Consider the following 20,756-nt stretch of genomic DNA (forward strand, 5'->3'; position numbering starts at 1 on the left):
ACCATGCTAAACGATCTTAAAATCAAACAATTAAAGCCTAAAGAAAAACTTTATAGAGTTGCAGATCATTCCGGTTTATGCATTGAGATACGTCCCACAGGTGCCAAATTTTGGCGGTATAGATACCGTTATTTAAATATTGCCAAAATGCTAACCATCGGGCAATACCCAGAAATTAGTCTCGCTTATGCACGTAGTAAAACAATGGAGTATCGAGAAAAGCTAGCTAAAGGTACTGATCCTATTCAATTTCAGAAAGAAGAGCGTACAGCTGCTATTCAATCAAATGCAGATAGCTTTAAAAATGTCGCAGAAGAATATCTAGAGAAGTACAAAACAGGAAAATCTAAAGACTGGTTTATGAATAGAACTCGATATTTTTCTAAAGACATTTATCCGGTTATAGGAAAAACCCCTATCAAGGATGTCAATTCTAGTGATATTAGAACCATTATAGACAACACTATTACACGCATACGCAAAAGTAGACGTGGTACTGGAGAAGTGAAAGCAACATTTGTACGACAGATTTGTGCTGAAGTACTGCAGTATGGAATTATTACCCAACGAATAACTACCGACCCCACATATGCATTAAGACGTTATATCCATAGACCTGATGTTCAACATGCCCAACCACTCAGTGATGAAGATAAAAAAATCATTCTTCCAACCATAAAAAGTTACGGAGGATGTACCAGCACTAAAAACTCTATCTTAACTTTGCTTTACAGCATGCTCCGCACAATTGAAGTACGAAGAGCTAAAAAAACATTTATTAATTTTGAAGATAAAACTTGGATTATTCCTAGAGCAACTAATGAAGAAGTCTTAGCTGGCAAAAGAAATATGAAAAAGAATCGTATTCATATAATTCCTTTATCAAGTCAATTGATTGAAATTCTAAAGGAACAATTTATTCTTTACCCAAACAGTGAATACATTTTTCCCGGCGATGATGGAATCTCCATGATCGGAAAGAACACCCTTAATTCTGCTTTAGATAATTTGGGTATTGGTCATATTTCTATGCACGACTTCCGTGCTACAGCATCGACAGAATTACATGAAGCAAATTTCAATACTGATTGGGTAGAAATACAACTTGCCCATGCCAAAGGCAACAAAACACGTGCCTCTTATGATCATGCCAAGTGGCTGAAAGACAGGAAGGCTATGTTACAAACATGGGCTGATATGATTGATAAATGGGAATATTAATAAACTACTTTAAAATAAAGTATACATATGAAAGAGTGGTGTTCTTAAACGCACACCACATCATTCCAATTACCAGCTACAATTTTGATTTATAATAAATTATTATTCCTACATAAAATATGCATAGTATTGTAGCCAAACCTACTAGCCTGATAACCCATGCTAGTTGATAACTGAGTAAAAAAACCAGTACTCCCACCCCAAACGTCAATACACCAAAATATGCTGCCAATCCAATCGAAAAGCCCCATATTTGAATACTTAGCTTCAAGACTACAGCTAGAAAAATCCATCCCATAACTCTTAAATACACTGGCTTTAGGAAAGTGACAGGTAGCCAGAAAGGCTTGCATTTGATTAATTGTATGTGAGCTTTATCCATCGCAAAATTAAGGTTTGCCATACCGATAAAATTGGTCGCAAAAACAGTAATTACCGACAAACCAAACATTAAACTATCCATTGTTTTAAGCCCCAATTCACCGTAGCCATAACCATTAAAATTATTAGGATAGCCCACCATGCTTTAATCGAACTTTTGACACTAAATACATAAATAATGATTAATAACCACATGATAAAACTGATGATTAAACCTGTGTAGGTTGCAAGTGCTTTTTGCTCAGAACTCAATGCAATTAAAGATACCGAAATGCTAGCAATCAAAAATCCACCCACAGCTGCTAGAAAACAACGACCAAACACCATCCAACGATATTTTACAATGTCAGAGAAATTAAAAAATTTCATCATTGACTATCCGTTTAGCCGATTTTTTATTGGTATAGGGGTGTTTATTTTTTTCTGTACTTCCAATGTTGCCCATAATAATAATAGACCAATAAGCATCAATCCGATTTCAATATTAACTAACACCCAAGCGCCATATGGAATGGCGACACCTAAATGCCGATCTGTTGTGAAAAAATTTAAAATAGGAAGTAGTAACCAAGCTAAGGCTGCAAAAGCTAAAATCTCCCGCCATGCTTTCATCAATGGTCGGAAAATTGCATAAATAAGAGTGAGTAACCATGCAATAAACAGGCTATGGACTTCCCAATCCGCACGTCCATCAAATGGTACGGGAATCAAACGATTTGCCCAAAAATACATTGCAATAGCAAAAGGCAAACCTGCAATTGTGGCAATATTGAGTTTTTCTACCAGTTGATGACCAAAGCTCACTTTGCCTGCTTTGGTAGCTTTAACTGGCTTTGTTGCACAAAGCTATTCTTGAAGGCTTCTTCAGCAATATAATTTCCAGATGAAGAAGCCTACATCTAAAATCTACCGTACAACAAATTGGTCCTCGTATAACTAAGCTTTAATCAAGCGAGGGAATATTTCAATCTGGTTTGATCCGAATACCCAATGGTATGCACAACCACAAGGCAAGCACGGACGAAATCAAACTTATTCCGATACAGCGATTCAATGCTGTTTAATGATCAAATCTCTATTCCGTCTTTCTTTGCGTATGGTCACTGGCTTTGCTCAAAGCCTGATTAAACTCAGTGGCTTGAATTGGACAGCACCAGATTACTCCACCCTCTGTAGACGACAAAAGCATATTGATATTGCGATAAGCTATCAGAAAAGTCGTGATGGGTTACACCTACTCGTCGACACTACGGGTTTAAAATTTTTAGGTGAAGGCGAATGGAAGCGTAAGAAACATCAGCCTGAATACCGTCGGCAATGGCGTAAACTGCATATTGCTATAGATGCTAAAACCCTGTAAATACGCGCTATTCAGCTCACAACCAATAATGTCAGTGATTCACAGGTACTTGGTGATTTGCTTGATCAGATTCCACAAGATGAACAGATTGACTCTGTTTATACCGATGGAGCTTATGACACCAAGCAATGCCGTCAGGTCATTGCAGATCGGCAAGCGCATGCGGTGATTCCACCTAGAAAAAATGCGAAACCATGGAAAGATACAAAGATCAGCTCGCTAGCGCGAAATAAATTACTTCGAACAGTTAAACGTTTAGGCAGGACACTATGGAAAAAATGGTCAGGCTATCATCGGCGAAGTTTGGTTGAAACTAAGATGCATTGCATCAAGTTATTAGGCGATAAACTCAGTGCTAGGAATTTTGACAGCCAAGTGAATGAGATCCATGCACGCGTAGCCATATTAAATAAATTTACAGAATTAGGCAGACCACACACCCGAGTTGTGCCTTAAATTTGAGTCACTTAGGGGTATTTTATTTTTTAAATCTTTGTGCAACAAAGCCCTTCATAACTATAGATAGTGGAATCTGGTCTTTCTTACTCTCATCAATAGTAATATGTTGTATGAAACCTGCTAACCATAACAGAAACTCATCTTCATTTGAGATTCGAGGAATTAGGGTTAAATCCAACCTTTTAATACCCTCAATTTTATTCTCATCATCAAAAATGGTCGCACAAATTTCATGATCAACTTTTAAATTACTTGAGTGGGTATACTCTCTAACTTTGAGGATTATCAATGTGAAAAGGCCTTTTTGATCCCTTTCAATACCAACCTCATCCTTAATGTCTTTTATGACTTTTTCAGCCAAAGCTAGATATTGTGGCATGATAATTTCCTTTATATAAATCATACCTAAACTATTATGTGAATACATAATCAATAATTAATTACTCGTTTGTTACGTAAATGAAACTTCCAGTAAATATTGTAAATTCACAATTACACTAAAATTTAACCAGTTTACATATTCTATCCATATTGTGATGTAGTTATATCTTGCAATAAAAAACCACCCGAAGGTGGTTTAACTAAACATCATGGACATCTGTCCAAACTCATAAATGAGTAATGTGAGACCAAATGCTGAGGCTGAAAATACGAGTACTTCTTGCGAGGTCATATCCATCTCCTTCTATTGTTCTATTTAATGCTCTAGTCATTAAGAATGCATTTGACTCTAAATGCAAACAATTATCACAAATTCTAGGGATAGACATGTAAGAGGTTTTATAAAAGTAACTGTGACGTTGATTAAGTGTATAAAGTTTTATAACAACATTTCATAAGAGAGAAAAAACCTCCGCGAATAATAGATATCGAACAGGGTCTTTTATGTCTGATCCATTTAAAAAAATAGAGGCTTAGAACTCTCTTAAGATGGATTGCTTAAAAGTTTACGCATCTGTCTATGTCTTCTAGTGAGACCTAGTACCTCTTTGCGCTTAATAATTTCATCTTCAGTAAAAGGCAGATGATTGATAAGCTCCTCAATCGCCATAACACTATTTTCAATTAAGAAAATATCCTGCTCGGTTGTCCAAATTGAGGTTATATGCTCAGATTTTTTAGGCAGTCTTTTTATAAAAAGAAATTATACCTAATCATGAGGACTTTTAAATTTCTTCAAGCACTCTCGGCATACACAAATTTCTTTATGGTCATTTGTGTAATCAATCTCTCTAGCACCATGAAGGCCAAATATACACATTAATAATCTGATCATCTTATTCCTCCTTTAAGTACCTAAAAAGTATATGTCTTAGGCATCTATATTTATATGAATCCCTGTAAGACAGCATTTCGAACAACTTTATCGAAGTTTGAATGAAATGAATTTTCAGTAGTGTGACTCTTTAACAATAAACAGAAAGTTGCTACCGCACCTATGCTCACCAAAGTTAAGAATTTCATCTTTAATTCCATCCATGTAGAACTTTTGATTCAAACATATCACTGTGATTTGTATTTATCTAACCGCCTTATGATGAATTACTGTTCATAATGTAACCACATTATTATTTATGTAATTGAATTTGTTAAACAATGAAACAATTCCTATTAAATTACACTGATTTATTACAACTTATAAATTTAAAGCTTTATGTGCCCATTTCAGAAATTTATCTTTATCGTTGAAATTAGGGACATTCAATAAATTGATATAGGAAACTTCACCAAAGTTTCCTGAGATTTTATTTGATTCAAGAATTGTAAAATCTTCTTCTCGCCCTACATGTACTTCCCGAAAAAACTCCGTAACTTTCCGATCAAGGTTTAGTGAGGTAAACGCCTCTCTTTCAACTAAAAAGTCATAGATCTGGCTAATCACATGTAGTTCAAATTTTCTATTCATTTTTTCCGTTCTCATAATTATTTTAACAATTGGTTCAATTTAAACTAATTTCTTTTACGGATAAAGACAATAAAAAACTTACTATCAGGGACAGTTAAATAGATTTTCGCTTAGTCTTTGCCAGTAAGATCTCTATACGTTGAGTAACTTCCAATAATTTAAGCTCAGCATCACGCCAAAAATAATAGACGTCACCATGTATGACATACATTTGCTTAATGTAGTTTGCTGCTTTTGTCTTGTTTACTTTTTTAGCATTAAAACATGGTTTATCAAGCACTATTACCCTGCCATCTAAATCACCACCGATATAAATATTCATTTCTATTCTTCTTGTTGTAAGTAATGATTAAAATATATCACAACAAAAAAGCGCAATTATTTGAACGCACTTTATCGACTAAGCATCTGATAAAAAATTAAAATTTATACCAATACGATTTAAGTTAAGCTCCTATTAAAAAAGCCCTACATTTCTGTAAGGCTTTCCCCTTGGTCTTTTGCGCCGAAACAAGGAATCGTTGTTTTTATTTACAACAAAATAATTAAATCATTAGGGTCTGTTGACATTTACTGTTCATAATTAACCCTATAAAGGTAGCCATAAAAATATACAGGCTAAAGCAACAGAACTTTGATAATTTCTTTTGAGCTTGTCATATCGAGTAGCTATTCCTCTAAATTGCTTTAATCTACAAAACATATTTTCAACTAAATGCCTGATTTTATATAAATACCAGTCCATATGGTCATTGTTCGATTGGCTATTTGTTTTCTTTGGTATATTCGCTTTAGTCCCTGTTTTCCTGATCTGTTCACGCAGTGGTTCTGAATCATAGCCTTTATCTGCACATACCACTTTTGTCTCTTTTAAATCTAATGTTGATATTAAATCAGGTGCAACTTTAACATCATGTGTGGTTCCATCGGTAATCATGAAATCAATAGGATTGCCATGTGCATCAACAATCAAATGTATTTTTGAGGAGTTTCCTCCTACACTTTTAGAAATAGATTGATTCGCTATGCCGGCAGAATGTTGATGAGCACGTACATGAGAGCCATCAATAAAAATCCACTCCATATCGGGGCATGAGGCTAGTAATTTGAATAATCTAAGTAACTTACCGCTGCTTGACCAACGATTAAAACGTTTGAAAATAGAGTTGGAATGACCAAAACAAGAAGGAATATCTCGCCACGGACAGCCTGTTCTAATTCTATAGAGAATAGCTTCAATAAAATTGCGTAAATTTGAGTTGTGGTGAATGGATAAATTACGCAGAATAACTTTCAACTTTTGCCAGTGTTGATCTGTCAGCATGGTACGAGGCATAGCGAATAGTAAAATTGGGTTCGGCGATTTGATTTTACTACTTCGCTATTTTTTTAAGCTAAAAGTGTCAACACACCCTAATCGAATAAAAAATGAAGAAAAAAAACCTGCAACTTGGGGAAGGTGCAGGTATAAACTGATATTAACTATCATAGAGAACTTAATACCAACTAATATACTTGGTTTATATTGAGACCTCATTCACATTTTATTCCAAATTATCTAGCAACAAAAAAAGCCCATCAAATGATGAGCTTTTTACGGTAATTAAGTGAATTTCCATATGTACGTCCACTATAGCAGAAATATGCCATATACCTTGATCAGGGTCAAGTGAGCATATTCTCAATTTGCACTTCTGGCTTTGCTTTAATACTATTCATCTAAGCACTTCAAATAATTGATCTAATGTCTGAACCTCAGTTTTCTCTCAGTGATTATCTATCAACCGTACAGGAAGTCATTCAAATTACTTTCAATGAGCCTGTATGGGTGAAAGCTGAGATCCGTAATCTAAATATTAAGGGCGGACATTACTATCTTGAGTTAGCTGAAAAGGATGAAAGTACCGACAAAGTTATAGCGAGTTGTAAAGGAACCATCTGGAAATTTACAGCTCAAAAAATGGTGCTTAAGTTTGAAAGGGAAAGCGGTGTAGAGCTTTCAAAAGATTTAAATGTCCTGGTAAAAGTCAGAGCCAAGTTTGATCCACAGTATGGCTTTTCAGTTAATGTTGAAGATATTGATTCAAGCTATACCCTTGGAGACATTGCACGGCGTTATCAACAAATATTAGAAAGACTAACCACTGAAGGTCTGTTAAATAAAAATAAGCTCATTCCTACTCCGTTTGATATTCAGAATGTCCTGGTAATTGCTCCTGAGAATGCGGCAGGTTTAGGTGACTTCAAAAAAGATGCTGATGCTTTAGAAAAATCTGGTGTATGTCATTTCAAATACTATTCAGCCACATTTCAAGGGAACACGGCAGCACAGAGTATCATCACTTCTCTAAGTAATGGTCTGAGACAATGGGCTACTGATTTCAATACGCCACCCGATCTCATCGTGATTATCCGTGGTGGCGGTGCTGTGAACGACCTTGCCTATTTAAATGATTTCGAACTGGCAGCATTGTTGGCCAAACGAACCGTTCCGATTTGGGTCGGTATTGGTCACGAGAAAGACCGTACGATATTGGATGAAGTTGCAAACCGTTCATTTGACACACCAAGTAAGGTAATTGGTGGTATTCGTAATCTTATCGCTGAACGGACTCAGGGTGTCTTAGATTCATTCCAAACCATTAAGCTATTATCCCAACATCAAATCACGACGTACCAAAGCCAAAATGATCAATACATGAGAGTGATTAAGACGCTTGCGCATGGGCAAATTAATGAAGCAAATAAGAGCGTAGATTTGATGCGAAGCATCCTACATTACTTAGCCCAGCAACAGATCAAACTGGCAACGAATCAAGTCGAATCGCTGATGCGTGAAACCCTAATCCAGAATCCGCGAAACGTGCTGGCTAAAGGCTATGGAATAGTTCGTAGTGAAGGGAAAGCTATTCGCTCTATTCAACAGATTTCAGGTGATAACATCCAGGTCGAATTACAGGATGGTACCATTCAAGCAAATGTAATGAAGGTAATTGGTAATGAGTAAAAAAGAACTCTCTTTCAAGGAAGGCTATGGAGTCCTTAAAAAGAATGCCGAGCTATTGGAGTCACAGGAAGAGCCCGACATTGATAATTTAATGAAAATCGTTGAAGAGTCTATGGTGGCATACAAAGCCTGTAAAACACGTGTGGACGCAGTGCAAAATGCTTTGAATGAGACATTTAAGGAATAATAAGTTAATAATATGGGAAAATTTGATTTTACTTTTTGGTTTACATTAGATGAAATAAGGATTTGATCATTAAAACAACATTGGATAGATGTGTTCAAATAAGTTTAATTTCGACCATGTTTACCTTTGGGAGGAGGCTACCATTAAGTTGTAAGATCAAATCCAATCGAGATATTTCCTCGATTTATTAGGCTCGGTTATTGGTGGACCAATTCATTGTACGATAGATTTTAGGTACAGGCTTCTTCATTTGGAATTTATATTATTGAAAAAACCTTCAAGAAGAAATTTATGCAATAAAGCGACTTCAACTTATATGTCTTTGTGTAACAAAGACATAATAAATATAAAAAATGAATTCTTATTAAACATGTAAGAAAGATTTACGATGTATTCTAAGCGTTACTAATGTAAATTACGTTCTGCTTGTGTTTGCTTATTGACAACTTAAGTATTATAAAAAAAATATCGATCTATAATAAAATATAATCGCAATATGAGATATTAAAAATTGAGAGACATAATAGATAAATCAATTTCAAAACTAGAATACTTGAACTCTTTAAGAGATAAGCTTAGCTCAAATTACAATAAGCCATGTCTATTTTTAGATATAGATGGCACTTTATCTGATTTTCAATTAAATCCTATCGATAGTTATATTCCGACTAAGACTTTAAATATTTTAAGACAAATTATTTCAAAGAAGATTCCTGTTATAGCTGTGACTGGACGAGATATTGATTCTGCACGTAAATTATTTGAATCCATTGATCTTCCAATTGCCGCATTGCATGGATTAGAAATATATATAGGAAATGAAAAAAAATTACATACACCAAAGAGTTTCTTAGAAATTTCAAATATTTACAAAATTTTAGCTCGAGCATGTATCGCCTATCCAAGTTTACTGATTGAAAACAAGAAATCATCAATTGCGTTGCATTATAGGAAAGCTCCAGAGCTCGAAGATATAGCAAAAAAAATAATGTTAGAAGCTCAAAAGATATTCCCCAACCTAAGATTAATTCAAGGGAAATTCGTTTATGAATTAATACCCGTTCAAGCCAATAAAGGCTTGGCAATCAAGGAAGTTTTAGCTCATTTAAACCAGTATGAGGTTTACACACCAATTTTCATTGGTGATGACGTTACGGACGAAGATGGTTTTTATTTTGTGAATCAGTTGGAAGATGGCATCTCAATCAAAGTCGGTCAAGGGCTTACCCATGCCAAATATCAGCTTAAAGACACAAAGCAAGTATATGATTTCTTAGAATTATTTTTAGACCATATTCGAAGCCATGATAACAATTTTAAGGGTAACAACAACTTAGATGGAGAGAAAACATGTCTAAATTAATTATTTTATCGAATCGAGTCACTATTCCCAACGGGCAAAAAACTACCGCAGGTGGGCTTGCAGTCGCTATACAAGATGCATTAGATGATATTGGTGGTGTATGGCTCGGATGGAATGGCGAACGAGTTCATAAGCAAGAGGAAGTACATTTTAATATTTTTCGGAAGGATAAAGTTGATTATGTCACCTGTCCTTTAACAAATACTCAATATTCAGATTATTATGCAGGGTTTGCCAATAATTCACTTTGGCCTGCCATGCATTATCGTTCAGACCTGATTGAGTTTAAAACATCAGAATACGAAGGATATCAAAAAGTAAATTCTTTATTCGCTCAAAAACTTGCCGAAATTGCAGATCCAGACGATACCATTTGGGTTCATGATTATCATTTTTTAAGTGTGGCGAAATATTGCCGTGAACTCGGTATGCAGAATAAAATTGGATTTTTCCTGCACATTCCTTTTGCACCTTTATTTATCTGGCAAAAAATTCCATGTGCTCAACAATTGATTGAGGATCTATGCCAATACGATGTGGTGGGTCTACAAACAGATAAAGATCAAAAAGTGTGTATGCAAGTATGCACATCTTTATTGAACGCACAGAAAATTCAACAAACTTTGTTAAGCTACCATCAACGTTTAACCATAATTAAATGCTACCCAATTGGTGTAAATCCAACAGCGATTCAAAAAGCGGCCCATAAGTTTATTGATGTACAAGACTTCCTTACCCGTCCAGTAGAGCTGAATGCTGCAAAAACCATTATCGGCGTAGATCGGATTGATTATTCAAAAGGTTTACTGGAACGCTTTTTGTCCTATGCAGAGTTCTTAGAGAAATATCCTGAGTATCAGCAGCATATTCAACATTTACAAATTGCTTGCCCATGTCGTTTGGAAGTTCCAGCTTATCAACGTTTATTTGAGCGTTTCAAGATTAAGATCGAGATGATTAATCAGGAATTTGCAAAGGAAGAGTGGCAACCCGTGGAATGTATTTATGATGCAATAAAACATCATCATTTGATGCAAATCTATCGTCAAGCCGATGTGTGCTGGATCAGTTCAATACGAGACGGGATGAATCTGGTCGCGAAAGAATATATTGCCGCGCAAAATCCATCAAATCCTGGTGTACTTATTCTATCCAAATATGCAGGTGCTGCAGAGCATATGTCAGAAGCACTACTGGTTGATCCTACCGATAAAACGGCAATGGTCGATGTTTTAAAAACAGCACTGGAAATGCCACGACAAGAACGTATTTCACGCTACAAACAACTAATGAAAGGTTTAAAAGATTTTGATATTAATGACTGGCGCAATGCATTTCTTAACGACTTACAGAACAAAACCGCTATGCAGGATTTCAGATTCCTGGGAATGCGTAACGTTAACCCTATTTATCAAAATTTATAGTACTTCGATTTGTAAGGAACTGGCAGTATCCAGATATTGCCAGTTCAATTCACTATGATGCTTATTTCACATAAGTAAACCGATTTAAAGCCACAATCAATAATAATAGACCCGATAGTGCCATAAACACTGTACTTAGGCCAATCAGCTCACTCACCATTCCAATGAAAGCAGGTCCAACCAGAATACCCGTATAAGCCATGGTCGAAACACAAGACAATGCAACTGCGCTCGGCATCACCGTCTGACGTCCAGCACGGGAAAACATGATCGGGACGATGTTAGAACGTAAGCGTCCGCTGAACCCCACTTTTTCTAACTCATTAATACCGCGATAGTGTCCACTAAATTTAAGTGGACACCTATTTATGGATTTAAAGACAGTTATAGACAGTACAGCAACGCTAAAAAAGCCCCGTCGAACCTTCACGGCTGAATTTAAACATCAACTTATTCAGCAATGCCAGCAGCCAGATACATCGGTGGCTAAGGTAGCAATGCAACATCAGGTCAATGCGAATCTGTTGCATAAATGGATTCGTCAGTCCAGATCAATGCCCTCTGCATTAACACCCCCCTCCATTCCACAGACTGACTTTCTTCCGGTCATTCTTCACCCGACTCCAGTCAAACAAGAAGCGCCTCCGCCATCTGTGCCGGAGAAGAAAGCTGTCGCTCATATCAGAATTCCACTGCATCAGAAACAATGTTCCGCAAGAGATCAGGTGATCGAAATCGAATGGCCAGTGGAGTCTGCAACTGAATTACTGTTACTCATCCAAGGTTTGACTCAATGATCCATATAAATGAAATCTGGCTCTCTACCCAGCCGATGGATATGCGTGCGGGTATGGATACTGCCATGGCTCAGGTGGTGAGAGCCTTTGGTTACATCAAACCGCATTGCGCTTACCTGTTCTGTAATAAACGTGGCCATCGCATGAAAGTGCTGGTGCATGATGGATTGGGCATCTGGCTGTGTGCCCGGCGGCTGGAACAGGGGAAATTTCACTGGGCGCAGGTTCATCAGGGTGAAACCGTAGCCCTCAGTCCGGAACAGTTACAGGCATTGATCCAGGGTTTGCCCTGGCAGCGCATTGGACGACAGCAGGTGGTGACTATGCTCTAAACCAAGCTCGTGCATTCTGCTATTCTCCAAACGTTCTATTTCCTCTGCATCATGACCTCAGGCATACTGCGGTCATGAATACGCTGCCTGATTTAAGCCAACTGACCTATGAGCAACTGCTGGAATTTACCAGACAGTTGGCGATTCAGCATCAGTCTCTAGCGCAATCAAATCAACAATTAGATACCAAGATTCAACATCTAGAAGTATCAAATCAACAATTAGATGCCAAAGTTCAACATCTTGAAGTAACCAACCAACATCTTTCCATTCTCACGCAAAAATACGAGCATGAGCTCGCACTATTTAAACAGCACAAATTCGGCAGTAAAAACGAACATCTAACAGCAAAACAAATCCATCTGTGGGATGAAGCGGTTGAAGAAGATATCGCAGCAGTCGATTTGGAACTGGAACGGCTGAATGCAGATAAAATCGATGCAGCGACACAGAAAGCTCTCGTCAACAAACCTAAACGTCGACCGCTCCCAGATCATCTACTCACTCTCCGTATTGAGCATGAACCTGCATCAACCCAATGTGCTTGTGGATGCCAACTGCGTCGTATCGGTGAAGATGTCAGTGAAAAACTGAATTTTAGACCGGCACAGTTCTATAAGGAACAGCATGTACGTGGTAAATGGGTCTGTGATCAGTGCGACACCCTGACTCAGCAAGCGATGCCTGCTTATGTGATTGATAAAGGCATTGCCAGTCCTGAACTGCTTAGCCATGTGCTGGTGTCCAAGTATGCCGATCATTTACCGCTGTACCGTCAACGTCAAATCTTTCTACGCGCAGGTATTGATCTGTCCAGATCCACATTATCTGACTGGATTGGTCGCTGCGGGGTGGAACTTGAACCCTTGACGGATGTCTTAAAACAGGTGGTGCTGCAGCAGCGGGTGATCCATGCAGATGAAACGCCGGTCACCACCATGCAGCTTGGTGATGATGAAAAAAAACCGAAAAAAGGTTATGTCTGGGCCTATGCCACGACACAGTACAATCCGGTTCAGGCGGTGATCTATGACTTTCAGCCGAGCCGTTCAGGTCAGCATGCTGAAGCCTTCCTGAAAGGCTGGCAGGGTCATTTGGTCTGTGATGATTATAGTGGTTATAAAGCCCGCTTTAGATCAGGCGATGTCATTGAGGTGGGCTGCATGGCACATGCACGTCGTAAATTCCATGAACTGCATGTGACCGGGAAAAGTCAGATCGCTGAACAGGCATTAGTGCTGATTCAGAAACTGTATGCCATAGAAGCAGAACTCAGGAAAAAGACGGATGGTACAACGCAACAACGCTGCGAATACCGGCAACAGCATAGTCAACCGGTGATGCAACAACTGTATGAATGGTTAAACCAACATTATCTGACGGTGCCATCGAGTTCTCCAACCGCCAAGGCAATCAATTACAGTCTGAAGCGTTGGCAAGCCTTAAGCCGCTATCTGGATGATGGCAATCTGCCCATTGACAATAATTGGGCTGAGAACTCAATGCGCCCCTGGGCCTTGGGACGAAAGAACTGGCTGTTTGCTGGCTCGCTGCGCAGCGGCCAACGAGCTGCCAATATCATGACTTTAATCCAGTCAGCAAAACTGAATGGCTTGGATCCGTATGCCTATTTAAGTAATGTGCTGAAAAGGTTGCCGACACATAAAGTGAGCCAAATAGAAGAATTGCTGCCGCACCGCTGGAAACCCGACCAAAATTAAAAAATAGCTATGGGGTTCAGCGCACGCTTACGTTAGAACAACCTGTCCCAACCAGTGTATAACCCACTAAAACCAGCCACCAATAAGGCGCGATACTGACCAAAGCTAAACCTAAAGTTGCACAAATCGCGCTATAGGTTAAAAGCTTTTTTTCACCAAAATAACGGATCAGATAATGCCCCGTAAAACGTCCTGTGGTCATGGCAATCGCGAAGAAGGTATACGCCAATCCCGCAAAAGTGGTATTAACTCCATATTGTTGCGTTAAATAAATACCACTCCAGTCCATCGCCGCGCCTTCCACCATGAAAATGATGAAGCAGGCAATACCAATTAATATAATCAAAGGTTGTGGCAGGCGCTGGCGTATCGACTTTTTCACTTTCGAAGATGCTTCAAGACTGGTATTTTCTACAGCTTTTATGCTGTATGGCACTGAAAGAAAAATAATAATTACCAACAGTAAACTCACAGCAAATGCGCTCATAACAGCCGAAATACTTAAAGCAAGCAATGCAGTAATCGTCAGTACCCCAGCTAATCCGCCTAGACTCGCCATACCATGAAAGCCAGACATCAATGATTTTAAGCTATTTTTCTCAACCACTACGGCCTGAATATTGAGTGCAACGCCCAGACTTCCTGCTGCTGTACCAAATAAGAATAAGGTGATCGCCATCATTAACGGCGTGGTCCATAAGCTTAGGCTTGGCAATAAAACGGCAAGCAAGAGTAAAGCGAAACCGATCGGCACACGACAACCAACACGCTGAACAATTTTACCTGTTGCAGGCATAGCTAGCATTGCACCTAAGCCGCTGCATAATAGCAACAAACCAAAATCGGCATGATTAAAATGTAAACGTTGCTGGGCAAAAGGAATCAGCGGCGCCCATGCAGCCGTGGCGAAACCAAGACCGAAAAAGCTAAAACGAGTTGAAAGACGTTGAGCACTTAATTGAATTTCAGGATCAATAAGAGCAGTTCTGGAAAAAAGGATCATTTAATACCATCCACACAAATTAACTCAGAGCGTCCATCTCGGATAAATCGCCATAGAAAAACCCCTGCTAATCTATAGAGAAGTTCTATAAATCCACAGAGGCTTTTATGACGAAATTATACACAAAACCAATCTAAAAACAGTATTTTTTACAAAAATAAAATTTATATATATCAATAACTTATTATTACTTATCCAAATAAAATTAAAGCATTTATTTTTAACACTTTTTCTTCTTAGCTTTTCAATTTAATTAGGCAAAGATATGAATTTACTTAAATTTTGTAAAGATGACAGAATTAAATAGCTCATTTATAAAGCTGAATAATATATGTCACCCGCTAAAGCTGTGGATTAACTTTCTCTCTCGAATTAGGTCAATTTTATAAATGTTTTAAAAAGTACGATAAACCTTCAGGTGCACGTCCATTTAATCGACTGCTAGTGGTGACGCGAACCAAATTGCTCCAAGTGATTTTGCAACATTGCTTAATAAATTTTTCAATTAATGAGACATCCTCATGACAAGGAATAGGTTCAAAGCCTCCCGCCTGAATATAGGCTTCGGCACTAAAGCTTAAATTCGCCCCATGTATATGTTGATGATCCATCATGTCTTGATAATGCGTCAGATATTTTTGCTGTTGTTGTATTGATAAGTGACTAAGATCATCCAGTATAACGATTCCACAAATAGCATCTGTTGGCTGATGTCGCATTTGGCATAGTAACCAATCTGGATCTACAATTGTATCAGCATCCGTGCAAGCGACCCATGTAACTCCTTGATCGATTAGCTGCCTAATGCCAAGGTCTCTGGCCTTGCCCACACAAGCAAAATTACATTCAAGCCAATTCATTTGATGTGACTTTACAATCATGAGGGACTGGTCAGTACAACTGTCTAAAACCACTAGAATCTCGACCTGACCGTGACCTATATGCTGTATAGCGTGTTTAATTGACTGCAAACAAGCGGATAAATTCTGTTCCTCATTATGGGCTGGGATAACAATACCTATTTTCATACTAAGCCCTGTTGTTTTGCCAAAGATGAAGGATTTACCGTCCAGATATCAATGATGAAATCTGGATCATTCAGACTTAAATAATGAGTGAACAACAAAGATTGTTTTAAATAATGATGGACTTGATAAGCATCTAGTTCAAAATCCTGAATGGCGTGACGCCAGTGACAACACAGGATTTCACCTTGTGGCGTTAAACTGTCTTGGAGCTGATCGATCAGTTCATGCAGTTCATTGCTTGATAAGTAATAGGCCACTTCACTGATGACAATCAGATCAAATTTCTGTTCAGGAAAATATTCAGGAATTTTTTGGTGTTGAACGCTCACATGCTTCAAATTCTGTAAACGTTTAGCGGCCCAATGAACAGCATGTTCAGAAAAATCTAGACATAAAAGCTGATCAGCGCGTTTGGCTAAATGTACACTTAAATGGCCATTGGAACAGCCGATTTCCAACACTGATGAATAACGCTGTTGAGTAAGCAATGCCAAACAAATCTGCCTTTTACGAGCTTCATACCAATGTAAATCATAGCCCCAAGGGTCATTATTGTGATGATATAAGGCTTCGAAATATTGATTAGAATCATTCACAAAGATAAACCTCCCAAGGCATTAACAAACGTTCGATGATTGCTGGAGATAAAATCGCAGCATTGCCTGTACTTTCATCAGCTTCAATCTGACTCTTAAACTGCATGATGGCCTGACGTTTTTTGATTAATTGGGCCTGAGTTAAGTTGTAAGCTCTAGCCTTTTGCCAGTGGATACGCGGATCTAGTGGTCGCGCCCAATGCCAAGCCCAGATCAGCACGTGTAAATATGATATGTCATGAGCTAGAGCAAATGCCTGTACAGTCTTTCCTACCGCTTCATGATCTGGATGCCCATCCAGTGCATAGCTACAAATTAAAATATCTTCCGCTTTAACCAACTTGTCTAATTCTTGCCACAGATGTTCCCTGTGCAAATGAATCTGCCCGTCTGGTAAATTTAATGCAATACGTTGAACATATTCAGAAATATCTAGACACTGTAAAGCCGCTAAGCTTTCTTGTGGGCGAATTTGATCTAATTGATCTGGGCTGTATTTGGTTGAATGTGGATGGCTTTGTGTCCCATTACTGACGGCAACGATCACCAACTGACAATTCAACATAATTAATTGTTGCATCAAGCCGCCACACCCCAGTATCTCATCATCTGGATGGGGTGCGACAATCAAGATTCTTTTAGATTGAAATTTTTTAAAATTGAGTAGAGAAAGCGGCTGCTGCTCAAATGCATGCAGCCATTGTTCTCGGGAGGTCCCTTGCCCTTCAATAATACGATCTTCGACTAAAGCATGTTTTAGAGCTGCCATGATATTTGCTCCTGTAAACATCGTTCAGCAATTTGCTCATCATCGAATGCCGCATGACTTTGCCGAATAAATACAGGTAAATCAGCCATTAGGCTGGCAAAAGTTGCTTGTTCACAAAAAGGCCGTGCTCCAAGCGCTTTTCCTACCCCTTCAATAACCTCCAAACAGCTTTGTTCTGCCTGCGCACGCAAGATCCGTACATCCCGTTCATGGCTAAGCTTGGGTTGGCTATCAATCAGTTGCGCGATATATTGGAAATATTGTCGGGTTACAGCAAGTCGAGTTACCAACCGCCCTAAATACATTTTCTTAAAAGGATTAGGGGTTTTAAGGCAACTTTGTTGTAGCTCATCCACTAACCGTACCGCGGCACCGTACCAGCAAGCTGCAACACCCGCAGCACCATGCCAAAAACCAACACGATCAAGGTAGTCATTGGGATGACCAATGAGTTTGACTGCTATCCCCTGAAAATTGACTCTTGCGGTCTGTGTTCCCTTCATGCCTATAGCTTGCCAGTGAGCCAGATCAATGGTGATCAATGATTGGTTGAGGTCAATAATGCAGAGCTGAGATTGCCCCTGTTGATCTTTAAAACTGATTAATGCTTTATGAATAAATTCAGCGCCTGAACACCACGGCTTAATTCCATGACAAAGCCCATTTTCGACCTGTAACGGCACGGGTCCACCATCGGCAGCCCAAACAGCCCATGTCTCCTCATTGATTTCATGTTGATAACCGAGTTCATGCAAAATACTTAAAGCATCAAAATGGGACTCAAAAAGCTTTCCTAAACTTAGGTCAAAGCCAGCTATCTGGGCAAAAATTTGCCAGCGTTGATAGGTTTGTCCCGAAGCAGGTTCAGGCAATCGTCCAACAGAATGAATCAACTGTTTCAACACAATCGGACGTTGACTTAGCTTTTCTTCAGCTGAATACTGCTCAAAGCGATTTAATATGTCTAAAGTTGAGCCTTTTATAAATATTTTTCTATTCATTCTTAAAATTTTAATTCAAATGAGTTTATTTAAATAATAATTGAAATAATCTGTTTAGTTAAATAGATAAATTGTAATGAAAAGATAATTATTCGTAATTATTTAACTATTTATTTCTTTTGTTTCATTGTTAACTAAATAGTAGGTTTATGTGAATCTATAAAATCATCATGTAAGGATTATTTAAAATCCAACAATTATGATGAAATAAGCAGTAGCTTAAAGGCTTCTGTGTTGTAATGTTTATAAAAGAGGTTTAAGAAATGAGTACTTTAAATATTCAAGATATTAAAAAACATTCAGATGTAATTGCTTCTTGTGGTACCAAAGTCGGAACAGTTGATCATCTCGAAGGTGATAGCCAACTCAAACTGACGCGTGATGAAAATGATCAGCATCATCTGATCCCAACGGCATGGATTGGTGAGGTCAAAGATGACAAAGTAGTTCTGATTAAAAATTCAGAAGAAGTTAAGCAACAATGGCAAGCTATTTAAATTATCGTAAAATAAAGAGTACGGCTAGACTTTGATCGTACTCTTTATTTCTTTGTAAGTAATTTCAAAAAAGCCCTAATCCTTCGCAATGTCCGTTTGAGTCATAGGTATTTCATTTCATACTTGTAAAAAATAGCTAGATGCAATCTATTTGTCATAGACTACATCTATTCTGTATAAATTAATAAGTTAGCCTACTCTTATTTAAAATTACTGCCTAAGAATGGGAAAATATACTCAACTACTTTTTGCGTAGCCCATAAACCAATCTCTTGGTGATGTTGATGTGGAGCTAAATATGGCATCAATTTGCTAATTTTATGCCCAGTATTTGTAGATATCTGAATTTGCTGCTGTAACAGCGATAATTCTTTTTCTGACAAATAACTAAAATCATTTAGTTCTATAAAGTTTTTTATATATTCTGAATTTACTGGATTAATGCATCTACTTAAATTAGCACCAGCAATCCAATCATAAATAAAAGTTTTTTCTGCAGCAGAGAAAACTCCAAACATTTTCCCATCTTCTTCATTGATCAGCTTCCAAAATCGGCTATGTTCTGGATCTTCGTTAAGCTTAATCCATCCTATTTTTATTAGCTCACTAATGAATTCCTCAACCTGATCTTCTTCTGATAGCCATGAATTTACAGACTTATTATTAAACTTGCATTTCTCATTATGCATGTGCTTTCCAACCAAAGCTTTGTTCTTGAAAATTTCCAGAACCACTCGCTCAGTATTTAGGTTCTTTATTATTTGAACTGAGCTAACTCCCCGATTATTCAATAAAAAGCCTATCTTTAATTTACGAATAAATTCGGATTGATTTGGGTAGCGTTTGGCTAAACATTTAATCGCATTTGTAGCTAATTGAGCATGCCCATTATCAAAGTTATCAATTGTAATGTGTAGGTTAAAATATTTGGAATCAATACCTAACTCTTTAAGTTCATAATTTGTAATCAGTAAATGAAGTGGTAGTTGTTCGTATCCAAAATTAAAACCTGCAATCTCGGGTATAAAATCTGATGGAGCATAAGCTAAAGCTAATTGTATTGCTGACTGGTGATAATATTCATCAGGCAAATTCATTGAAAATTGATGAAGACCAAGTGATAGAAGTAATTTATTGAAAAGTTTTACATGGTTACTTTGACTGGAACCTAACCCCAACTCCTCAACATATATCTGTATAAAGTCTCTAAAAGCTGGATCATTCCAGTACTGTGTAAAGCTATAAAGCCAAGCCCCGTCTACACGTTTGGTCGGTGCTACTTTGTATAAAAACTCATAAGCTTTACTTGTAGTTCCAAAAAACTCCCTTGCACTCCCATTTTCACGCCTTTCTAAGTACTCTTTGTAATGCAAGCATTGTGTTTTATTTTGTTTCTGCATCCAGACTGCCAATTGATCAACATTAGTAGGAAAATCAGAGAAATCACTATCCAAATGAAGTATTTCGTTTTCTAGGAAATGAAAAGCTTTCAACTCTTTTGCAGAACGCGACACTGATGGATCTAAGAAAAATTGTGTTATTTCAAAATATTTCTGATGGGCATCGGTTATTAAATTTAAAATTCTCTCTTTTACTGCAGTAGGCATTATAATTCTCTCGCGGTAAATAACTTATACCAACATAATTGACACTTGCACTTAATTAATTAACAACTTTGAAAAGAAACGTTAACAAATGTAATCC

The 20,756-nt window shown here is 37.7% G+C and carries 21 protein-coding genes and 5 pseudogenes; 10 read left to right on the forward strand and 16 right to left on the reverse strand.

The features are described 5' to 3' along the window. Window positions 1-3 precede the first annotated feature (3 nt). On the forward strand, window positions 4-1,221 hold the full coding sequence (locus AC4CU2_RS11280) for a tyrosine-type recombinase/integrase (protein ID WP_094148954.1): 1,218 nt from the start codon (window positions 4-6) through the stop codon (window positions 1,219-1,221). A gap of 76 nt (window positions 1,222-1,297) precedes the next feature. On the opposite strand, the gene AC4CU2_RS11285 is transcribed toward AC4CU2_RS11280, so the two are convergent. Genes AC4CU2_RS11285 through AC4CU2_RS11295 form a run of 3 tightly spaced genes read right to left on the reverse strand, consistent with a single transcriptional unit; the run spans window position 1,298 to window position 2,406 of the window. Then, on the reverse strand, window positions 1,298-1,684 hold the full coding sequence (locus tag AC4CU2_RS11285; protein WP_151862434.1) for a DUF3325 domain-containing protein: 387 nt from the start codon (window positions 1,682-1,684) through the stop codon (window positions 1,298-1,300). Further along, window positions 1,672-1,974 (reverse strand): hypothetical protein, encoded by a 303-nt coding sequence (locus AC4CU2_RS11290; RefSeq protein WP_125274842.1) that lies wholly within the window; start codon window positions 1,972-1,974, stop codon window positions 1,672-1,674. Before AC4CU2_RS11290 ends, AC4CU2_RS11285 begins: the two co-directional genes overlap by 13 nt. A gap of 3 nt (window positions 1,975-1,977) precedes the next feature. After that, the gene (locus tag AC4CU2_RS11295; protein ID WP_094148950.1) at window positions 1,978-2,406 is read right to left on the reverse strand and encodes a hypothetical protein; all 429 of its coding nucleotides are present in this window, start codon (window positions 2,404-2,406) and stop codon (window positions 1,978-1,980) included. Window positions 2,407-2,485: 79 nt separating this feature from the next. Here AC4CU2_RS11295 and AC4CU2_RS11300 point away from each other — a divergent pair. Next, window positions 2,486-3,418: pseudogene (locus AC4CU2_RS11300) on the forward strand (IS5 family transposase). A gap of 22 nt (window positions 3,419-3,440) precedes the next feature. Here AC4CU2_RS11300 and AC4CU2_RS11305 read toward each other — a convergent pair. The 5 genes and pseudogenes from AC4CU2_RS11305 to AC4CU2_RS11325 form a co-directional block, all read right to left on the reverse strand. Then, entirely contained in the window at window positions 3,441-3,800 is a 360-nt protein-coding gene (locus AC4CU2_RS11305) for a hypothetical protein (RefSeq protein ID WP_227556819.1), read from the reverse strand. Between the two features lie 546 nt (window positions 3,801-4,346). After that, on the reverse strand, window positions 4,347-4,556 hold the full coding sequence (locus AC4CU2_RS11310; RefSeq protein ID WP_094148948.1) for an acyl-CoA thioesterase: 210 nt from the start codon (window positions 4,554-4,556) through the stop codon (window positions 4,347-4,349). Between the two features lie 501 nt (window positions 4,557-5,057). Beyond that, a complete protein-coding gene (locus tag AC4CU2_RS11315; RefSeq protein WP_004984984.1) occupies window positions 5,058-5,327 on the reverse strand; it encodes a hypothetical protein in 270 nt (89 codons plus the stop codon). A 94-nt stretch (window positions 5,328-5,421) separates the two neighbouring features. Then, window positions 5,422-5,649 (reverse strand): hypothetical protein, encoded by a 228-nt coding sequence (locus AC4CU2_RS11320; protein WP_004984985.1) that lies wholly within the window; start codon window positions 5,647-5,649, stop codon window positions 5,422-5,424. Between the two features lie 248 nt (window positions 5,650-5,897). Then, window positions 5,898-6,663 (reverse strand): annotated as a pseudogene (locus tag AC4CU2_RS11325) (IS5-like element ISAba31 family transposase). 408 nt (window positions 6,664-7,071) lie between these two features. On the opposite strand from AC4CU2_RS11325, the gene xseA reads away from it, so the two are divergent. Continuing rightward, on the forward strand, window positions 7,072-8,334 hold the full coding sequence (gene xseA, locus AC4CU2_RS11330) for an exodeoxyribonuclease VII large subunit (protein ID WP_094148960.1): 1,263 nt from the start codon (window positions 7,072-7,074) through the stop codon (window positions 8,332-8,334). Beyond that, a complete protein-coding gene (gene xseB / locus AC4CU2_RS11335) occupies window positions 8,327-8,521 on the forward strand; it encodes an exodeoxyribonuclease VII small subunit (RefSeq protein WP_094148961.1) in 195 nt (64 codons plus the stop codon). The genes xseA and xseB overlap by 8 nt, the downstream gene beginning before the upstream one ends. Before the next feature lie 46 nt (window positions 8,522-8,567). Here xseB and AC4CU2_RS11340 read toward each other — a convergent pair. Then, window positions 8,568-8,771, reverse strand: a pseudogene (locus AC4CU2_RS11340) (transposase); the annotation flags it as partial. Between the two features lie 261 nt (window positions 8,772-9,032). Here AC4CU2_RS11340 and otsB point away from each other — a divergent pair. Beyond that, window positions 9,033-9,884: a trehalose-phosphatase gene (gene otsB, locus AC4CU2_RS11345; RefSeq protein ID WP_125274840.1), complete on the forward strand. Its 852-nt coding sequence runs from the start codon at window positions 9,033-9,035 to the stop codon at window positions 9,882-9,884. Then, window positions 9,872-11,308, forward strand: coding sequence for a trehalose-6-phosphate synthase (locus AC4CU2_RS11350; protein ID WP_490768846.1), 1,437 nt, complete (start codon window positions 9,872-9,874; stop codon window positions 11,306-11,308). Before otsB ends, AC4CU2_RS11350 begins: the two co-directional genes overlap by 13 nt. 61 nt (window positions 11,309-11,369) lie before the next feature. Here AC4CU2_RS11350 and AC4CU2_RS11355 read toward each other — a convergent pair. Further along, window positions 11,370-11,594, reverse strand: a pseudogene (locus AC4CU2_RS11355) (MFS transporter); the annotation flags it as partial. An 82-nt stretch (window positions 11,595-11,676) separates the two neighbouring features. Here AC4CU2_RS11355 and tnpA point away from each other — a divergent pair. From tnpA to tnpC, 3 genes are all read left to right on the forward strand, one after another. Beyond that, entirely contained in the window at window positions 11,677-12,105 is a 429-nt protein-coding gene (gene tnpA, locus AC4CU2_RS11360; protein WP_121775635.1) for an IS66-like element accessory protein TnpA, read from the forward strand. Then, window positions 12,102-12,437 carry an IS66 family insertion sequence element accessory protein TnpB gene (gene tnpB, locus AC4CU2_RS11365; RefSeq protein ID WP_121775636.1) on the forward strand — a complete coding sequence of 112 codons (336 nt, stop codon included), beginning with the start codon at window positions 12,102-12,104 and terminating at the stop codon, window positions 12,435-12,437. Before tnpA ends, tnpB begins: the two co-directional genes overlap by 4 nt. Before the next feature lie 74 nt (window positions 12,438-12,511). Continuing rightward, window positions 12,512-14,158, forward strand: coding sequence for an IS66 family transposase (tnpC, locus tag AC4CU2_RS11370; RefSeq protein WP_121775637.1), 1,647 nt, complete (start codon window positions 12,512-12,514; stop codon window positions 14,156-14,158). A 28-nt stretch (window positions 14,159-14,186) separates the two neighbouring features. On the opposite strand, the pseudogene AC4CU2_RS11375 reads toward tnpC, so the two are convergent. From AC4CU2_RS11375 to AC4CU2_RS11395, 5 genes and pseudogenes are all read right to left on the reverse strand, one after another. Further along, window positions 14,187-15,161, reverse strand: a pseudogene (locus tag AC4CU2_RS11375) (MFS transporter); the annotation flags it as partial. A 383-nt stretch (window positions 15,162-15,544) separates the two neighbouring features. Beyond that, window positions 15,545-16,189 (reverse strand): glycosyltransferase family 2 protein, encoded by a 645-nt coding sequence (locus AC4CU2_RS11380; RefSeq protein WP_004638728.1) that lies wholly within the window; start codon window positions 16,187-16,189, stop codon window positions 15,545-15,547. Beyond that, entirely contained in the window at window positions 16,186-16,785 is a 600-nt protein-coding gene (locus AC4CU2_RS11385) for a class I SAM-dependent methyltransferase (protein WP_078424968.1), read from the reverse strand. Before AC4CU2_RS11385 ends, AC4CU2_RS11380 begins: the two co-directional genes overlap by 4 nt. Beyond that, a complete protein-coding gene (locus AC4CU2_RS11390; RefSeq protein ID WP_078424967.1) occupies window positions 16,778-17,554 on the reverse strand; it encodes a PIG-L deacetylase family protein in 777 nt (258 codons plus the stop codon). The genes AC4CU2_RS11385 and AC4CU2_RS11390 overlap by 8 nt, the downstream gene beginning before the upstream one ends. Beyond that, a complete protein-coding gene (locus AC4CU2_RS11395; protein WP_058951824.1) occupies window positions 17,542-18,555 on the reverse strand; it encodes an acyl-CoA/acyl-ACP dehydrogenase in 1,014 nt (337 codons plus the stop codon). Before AC4CU2_RS11395 ends, AC4CU2_RS11390 begins: the two co-directional genes overlap by 13 nt. Before the next feature lie 263 nt (window positions 18,556-18,818). Between AC4CU2_RS11395 and AC4CU2_RS11400 the strand changes: the two genes are divergently transcribed. Beyond that, window positions 18,819-19,052 (forward strand): DUF2171 domain-containing protein, encoded by a 234-nt coding sequence (locus AC4CU2_RS11400; protein WP_004772208.1) that lies wholly within the window; start codon window positions 18,819-18,821, stop codon window positions 19,050-19,052. A 200-nt stretch (window positions 19,053-19,252) separates the two neighbouring features. On the opposite strand, the gene AC4CU2_RS11405 is transcribed toward AC4CU2_RS11400, so the two are convergent. After that, window positions 19,253-20,659, reverse strand: a complete 1,407-nt coding sequence (locus tag AC4CU2_RS11405; protein ID WP_490768847.1) for an iron-containing redox enzyme family protein — start codon at window positions 20,657-20,659, stop codon at window positions 19,253-19,255. Window positions 20,660-20,756 lie beyond the last annotated feature (97 nt).

The sequence above is a fragment of the Acinetobacter sp. 797_lipA genome (assembly GCF_058243025.1).

What these genes read in the sequence shown, in the direction of transcription:
- AC4CU2_RS11280 (WP_094148954.1), top strand. Translation starts at nt 4, where the DNA reads ATGCTAAACGATCTTAAAATCAAACAATTAAAGCCTAAAGAAAAACTT.
- AC4CU2_RS11285 (WP_151862434.1), bottom strand. Translation starts at nt 1,684, where the DNA reads ATGGATAGTTTAATGTTTGGTTTGTCGGTAATTACTGTTTTTGCGACC.
- AC4CU2_RS11290 (WP_125274842.1), bottom strand. Translation starts at nt 1,974, where the DNA reads ATGATGAAATTTTTTAATTTCTCTGACATTGTAAAATATCGTTGGATG.
- AC4CU2_RS11305 (WP_227556819.1), bottom strand. Translation starts at nt 3,800, where the DNA reads ATGCCACAATATCTAGCTTTGGCTGAAAAAGTCATAAAAGACATTAAG.
- AC4CU2_RS11315 (WP_004984984.1), bottom strand. Translation starts at nt 5,327, where the DNA reads ATGAATAGAAAATTTGAACTACATGTGATTAGCCAGATCTATGACTTT.
- AC4CU2_RS11320 (WP_004984985.1), bottom strand. Translation starts at nt 5,649, where the DNA reads ATGAATATTTATATCGGTGGTGATTTAGATGGCAGGGTAATAGTGCTT.
- xseA (WP_094148960.1), top strand. Translation starts at nt 7,072, where the DNA reads ATGTCTGAACCTCAGTTTTCTCTCAGTGATTATCTATCAACCGTACAG.
- xseB (WP_094148961.1), top strand. Translation starts at nt 8,327, where the DNA reads ATGAGTAAAAAAGAACTCTCTTTCAAGGAAGGCTATGGAGTCCTTAAA.
- AC4CU2_RS11350 (WP_490768846.1), top strand. Translation starts at nt 9,872, where the DNA reads ATGTCTAAATTAATTATTTTATCGAATCGAGTCACTATTCCCAACGGG.
- tnpA (WP_121775635.1), top strand. Translation starts at nt 11,677, where the DNA reads ATGGATTTAAAGACAGTTATAGACAGTACAGCAACGCTAAAAAAGCCC.
- tnpB (WP_121775636.1), top strand. Translation starts at nt 12,102, where the DNA reads ATGATCCATATAAATGAAATCTGGCTCTCTACCCAGCCGATGGATATG.
- tnpC (WP_121775637.1), top strand. Translation starts at nt 12,512, where the DNA reads ATGAATACGCTGCCTGATTTAAGCCAACTGACCTATGAGCAACTGCTG.
- AC4CU2_RS11380 (WP_004638728.1), bottom strand. Translation starts at nt 16,189, where the DNA reads ATGAAAATAGGTATTGTTATCCCAGCCCATAATGAGGAACAGAATTTA.
- AC4CU2_RS11390 (WP_078424967.1), bottom strand. Translation starts at nt 17,554, where the DNA reads ATGGCAGCTCTAAAACATGCTTTAGTCGAAGATCGTATTATTGAAGGG.
- AC4CU2_RS11395 (WP_058951824.1), bottom strand. Translation starts at nt 18,555, where the DNA reads ATGAATAGAAAAATATTTATAAAAGGCTCAACTTTAGACATATTAAAT.
- AC4CU2_RS11400 (WP_004772208.1), top strand. Translation starts at nt 18,819, where the DNA reads ATGAGTACTTTAAATATTCAAGATATTAAAAAACATTCAGATGTAATT.
- AC4CU2_RS11405 (WP_490768847.1), bottom strand. Translation starts at nt 20,659, where the DNA reads ATGCCTACTGCAGTAAAAGAGAGAATTTTAAATTTAATAACCGATGCC.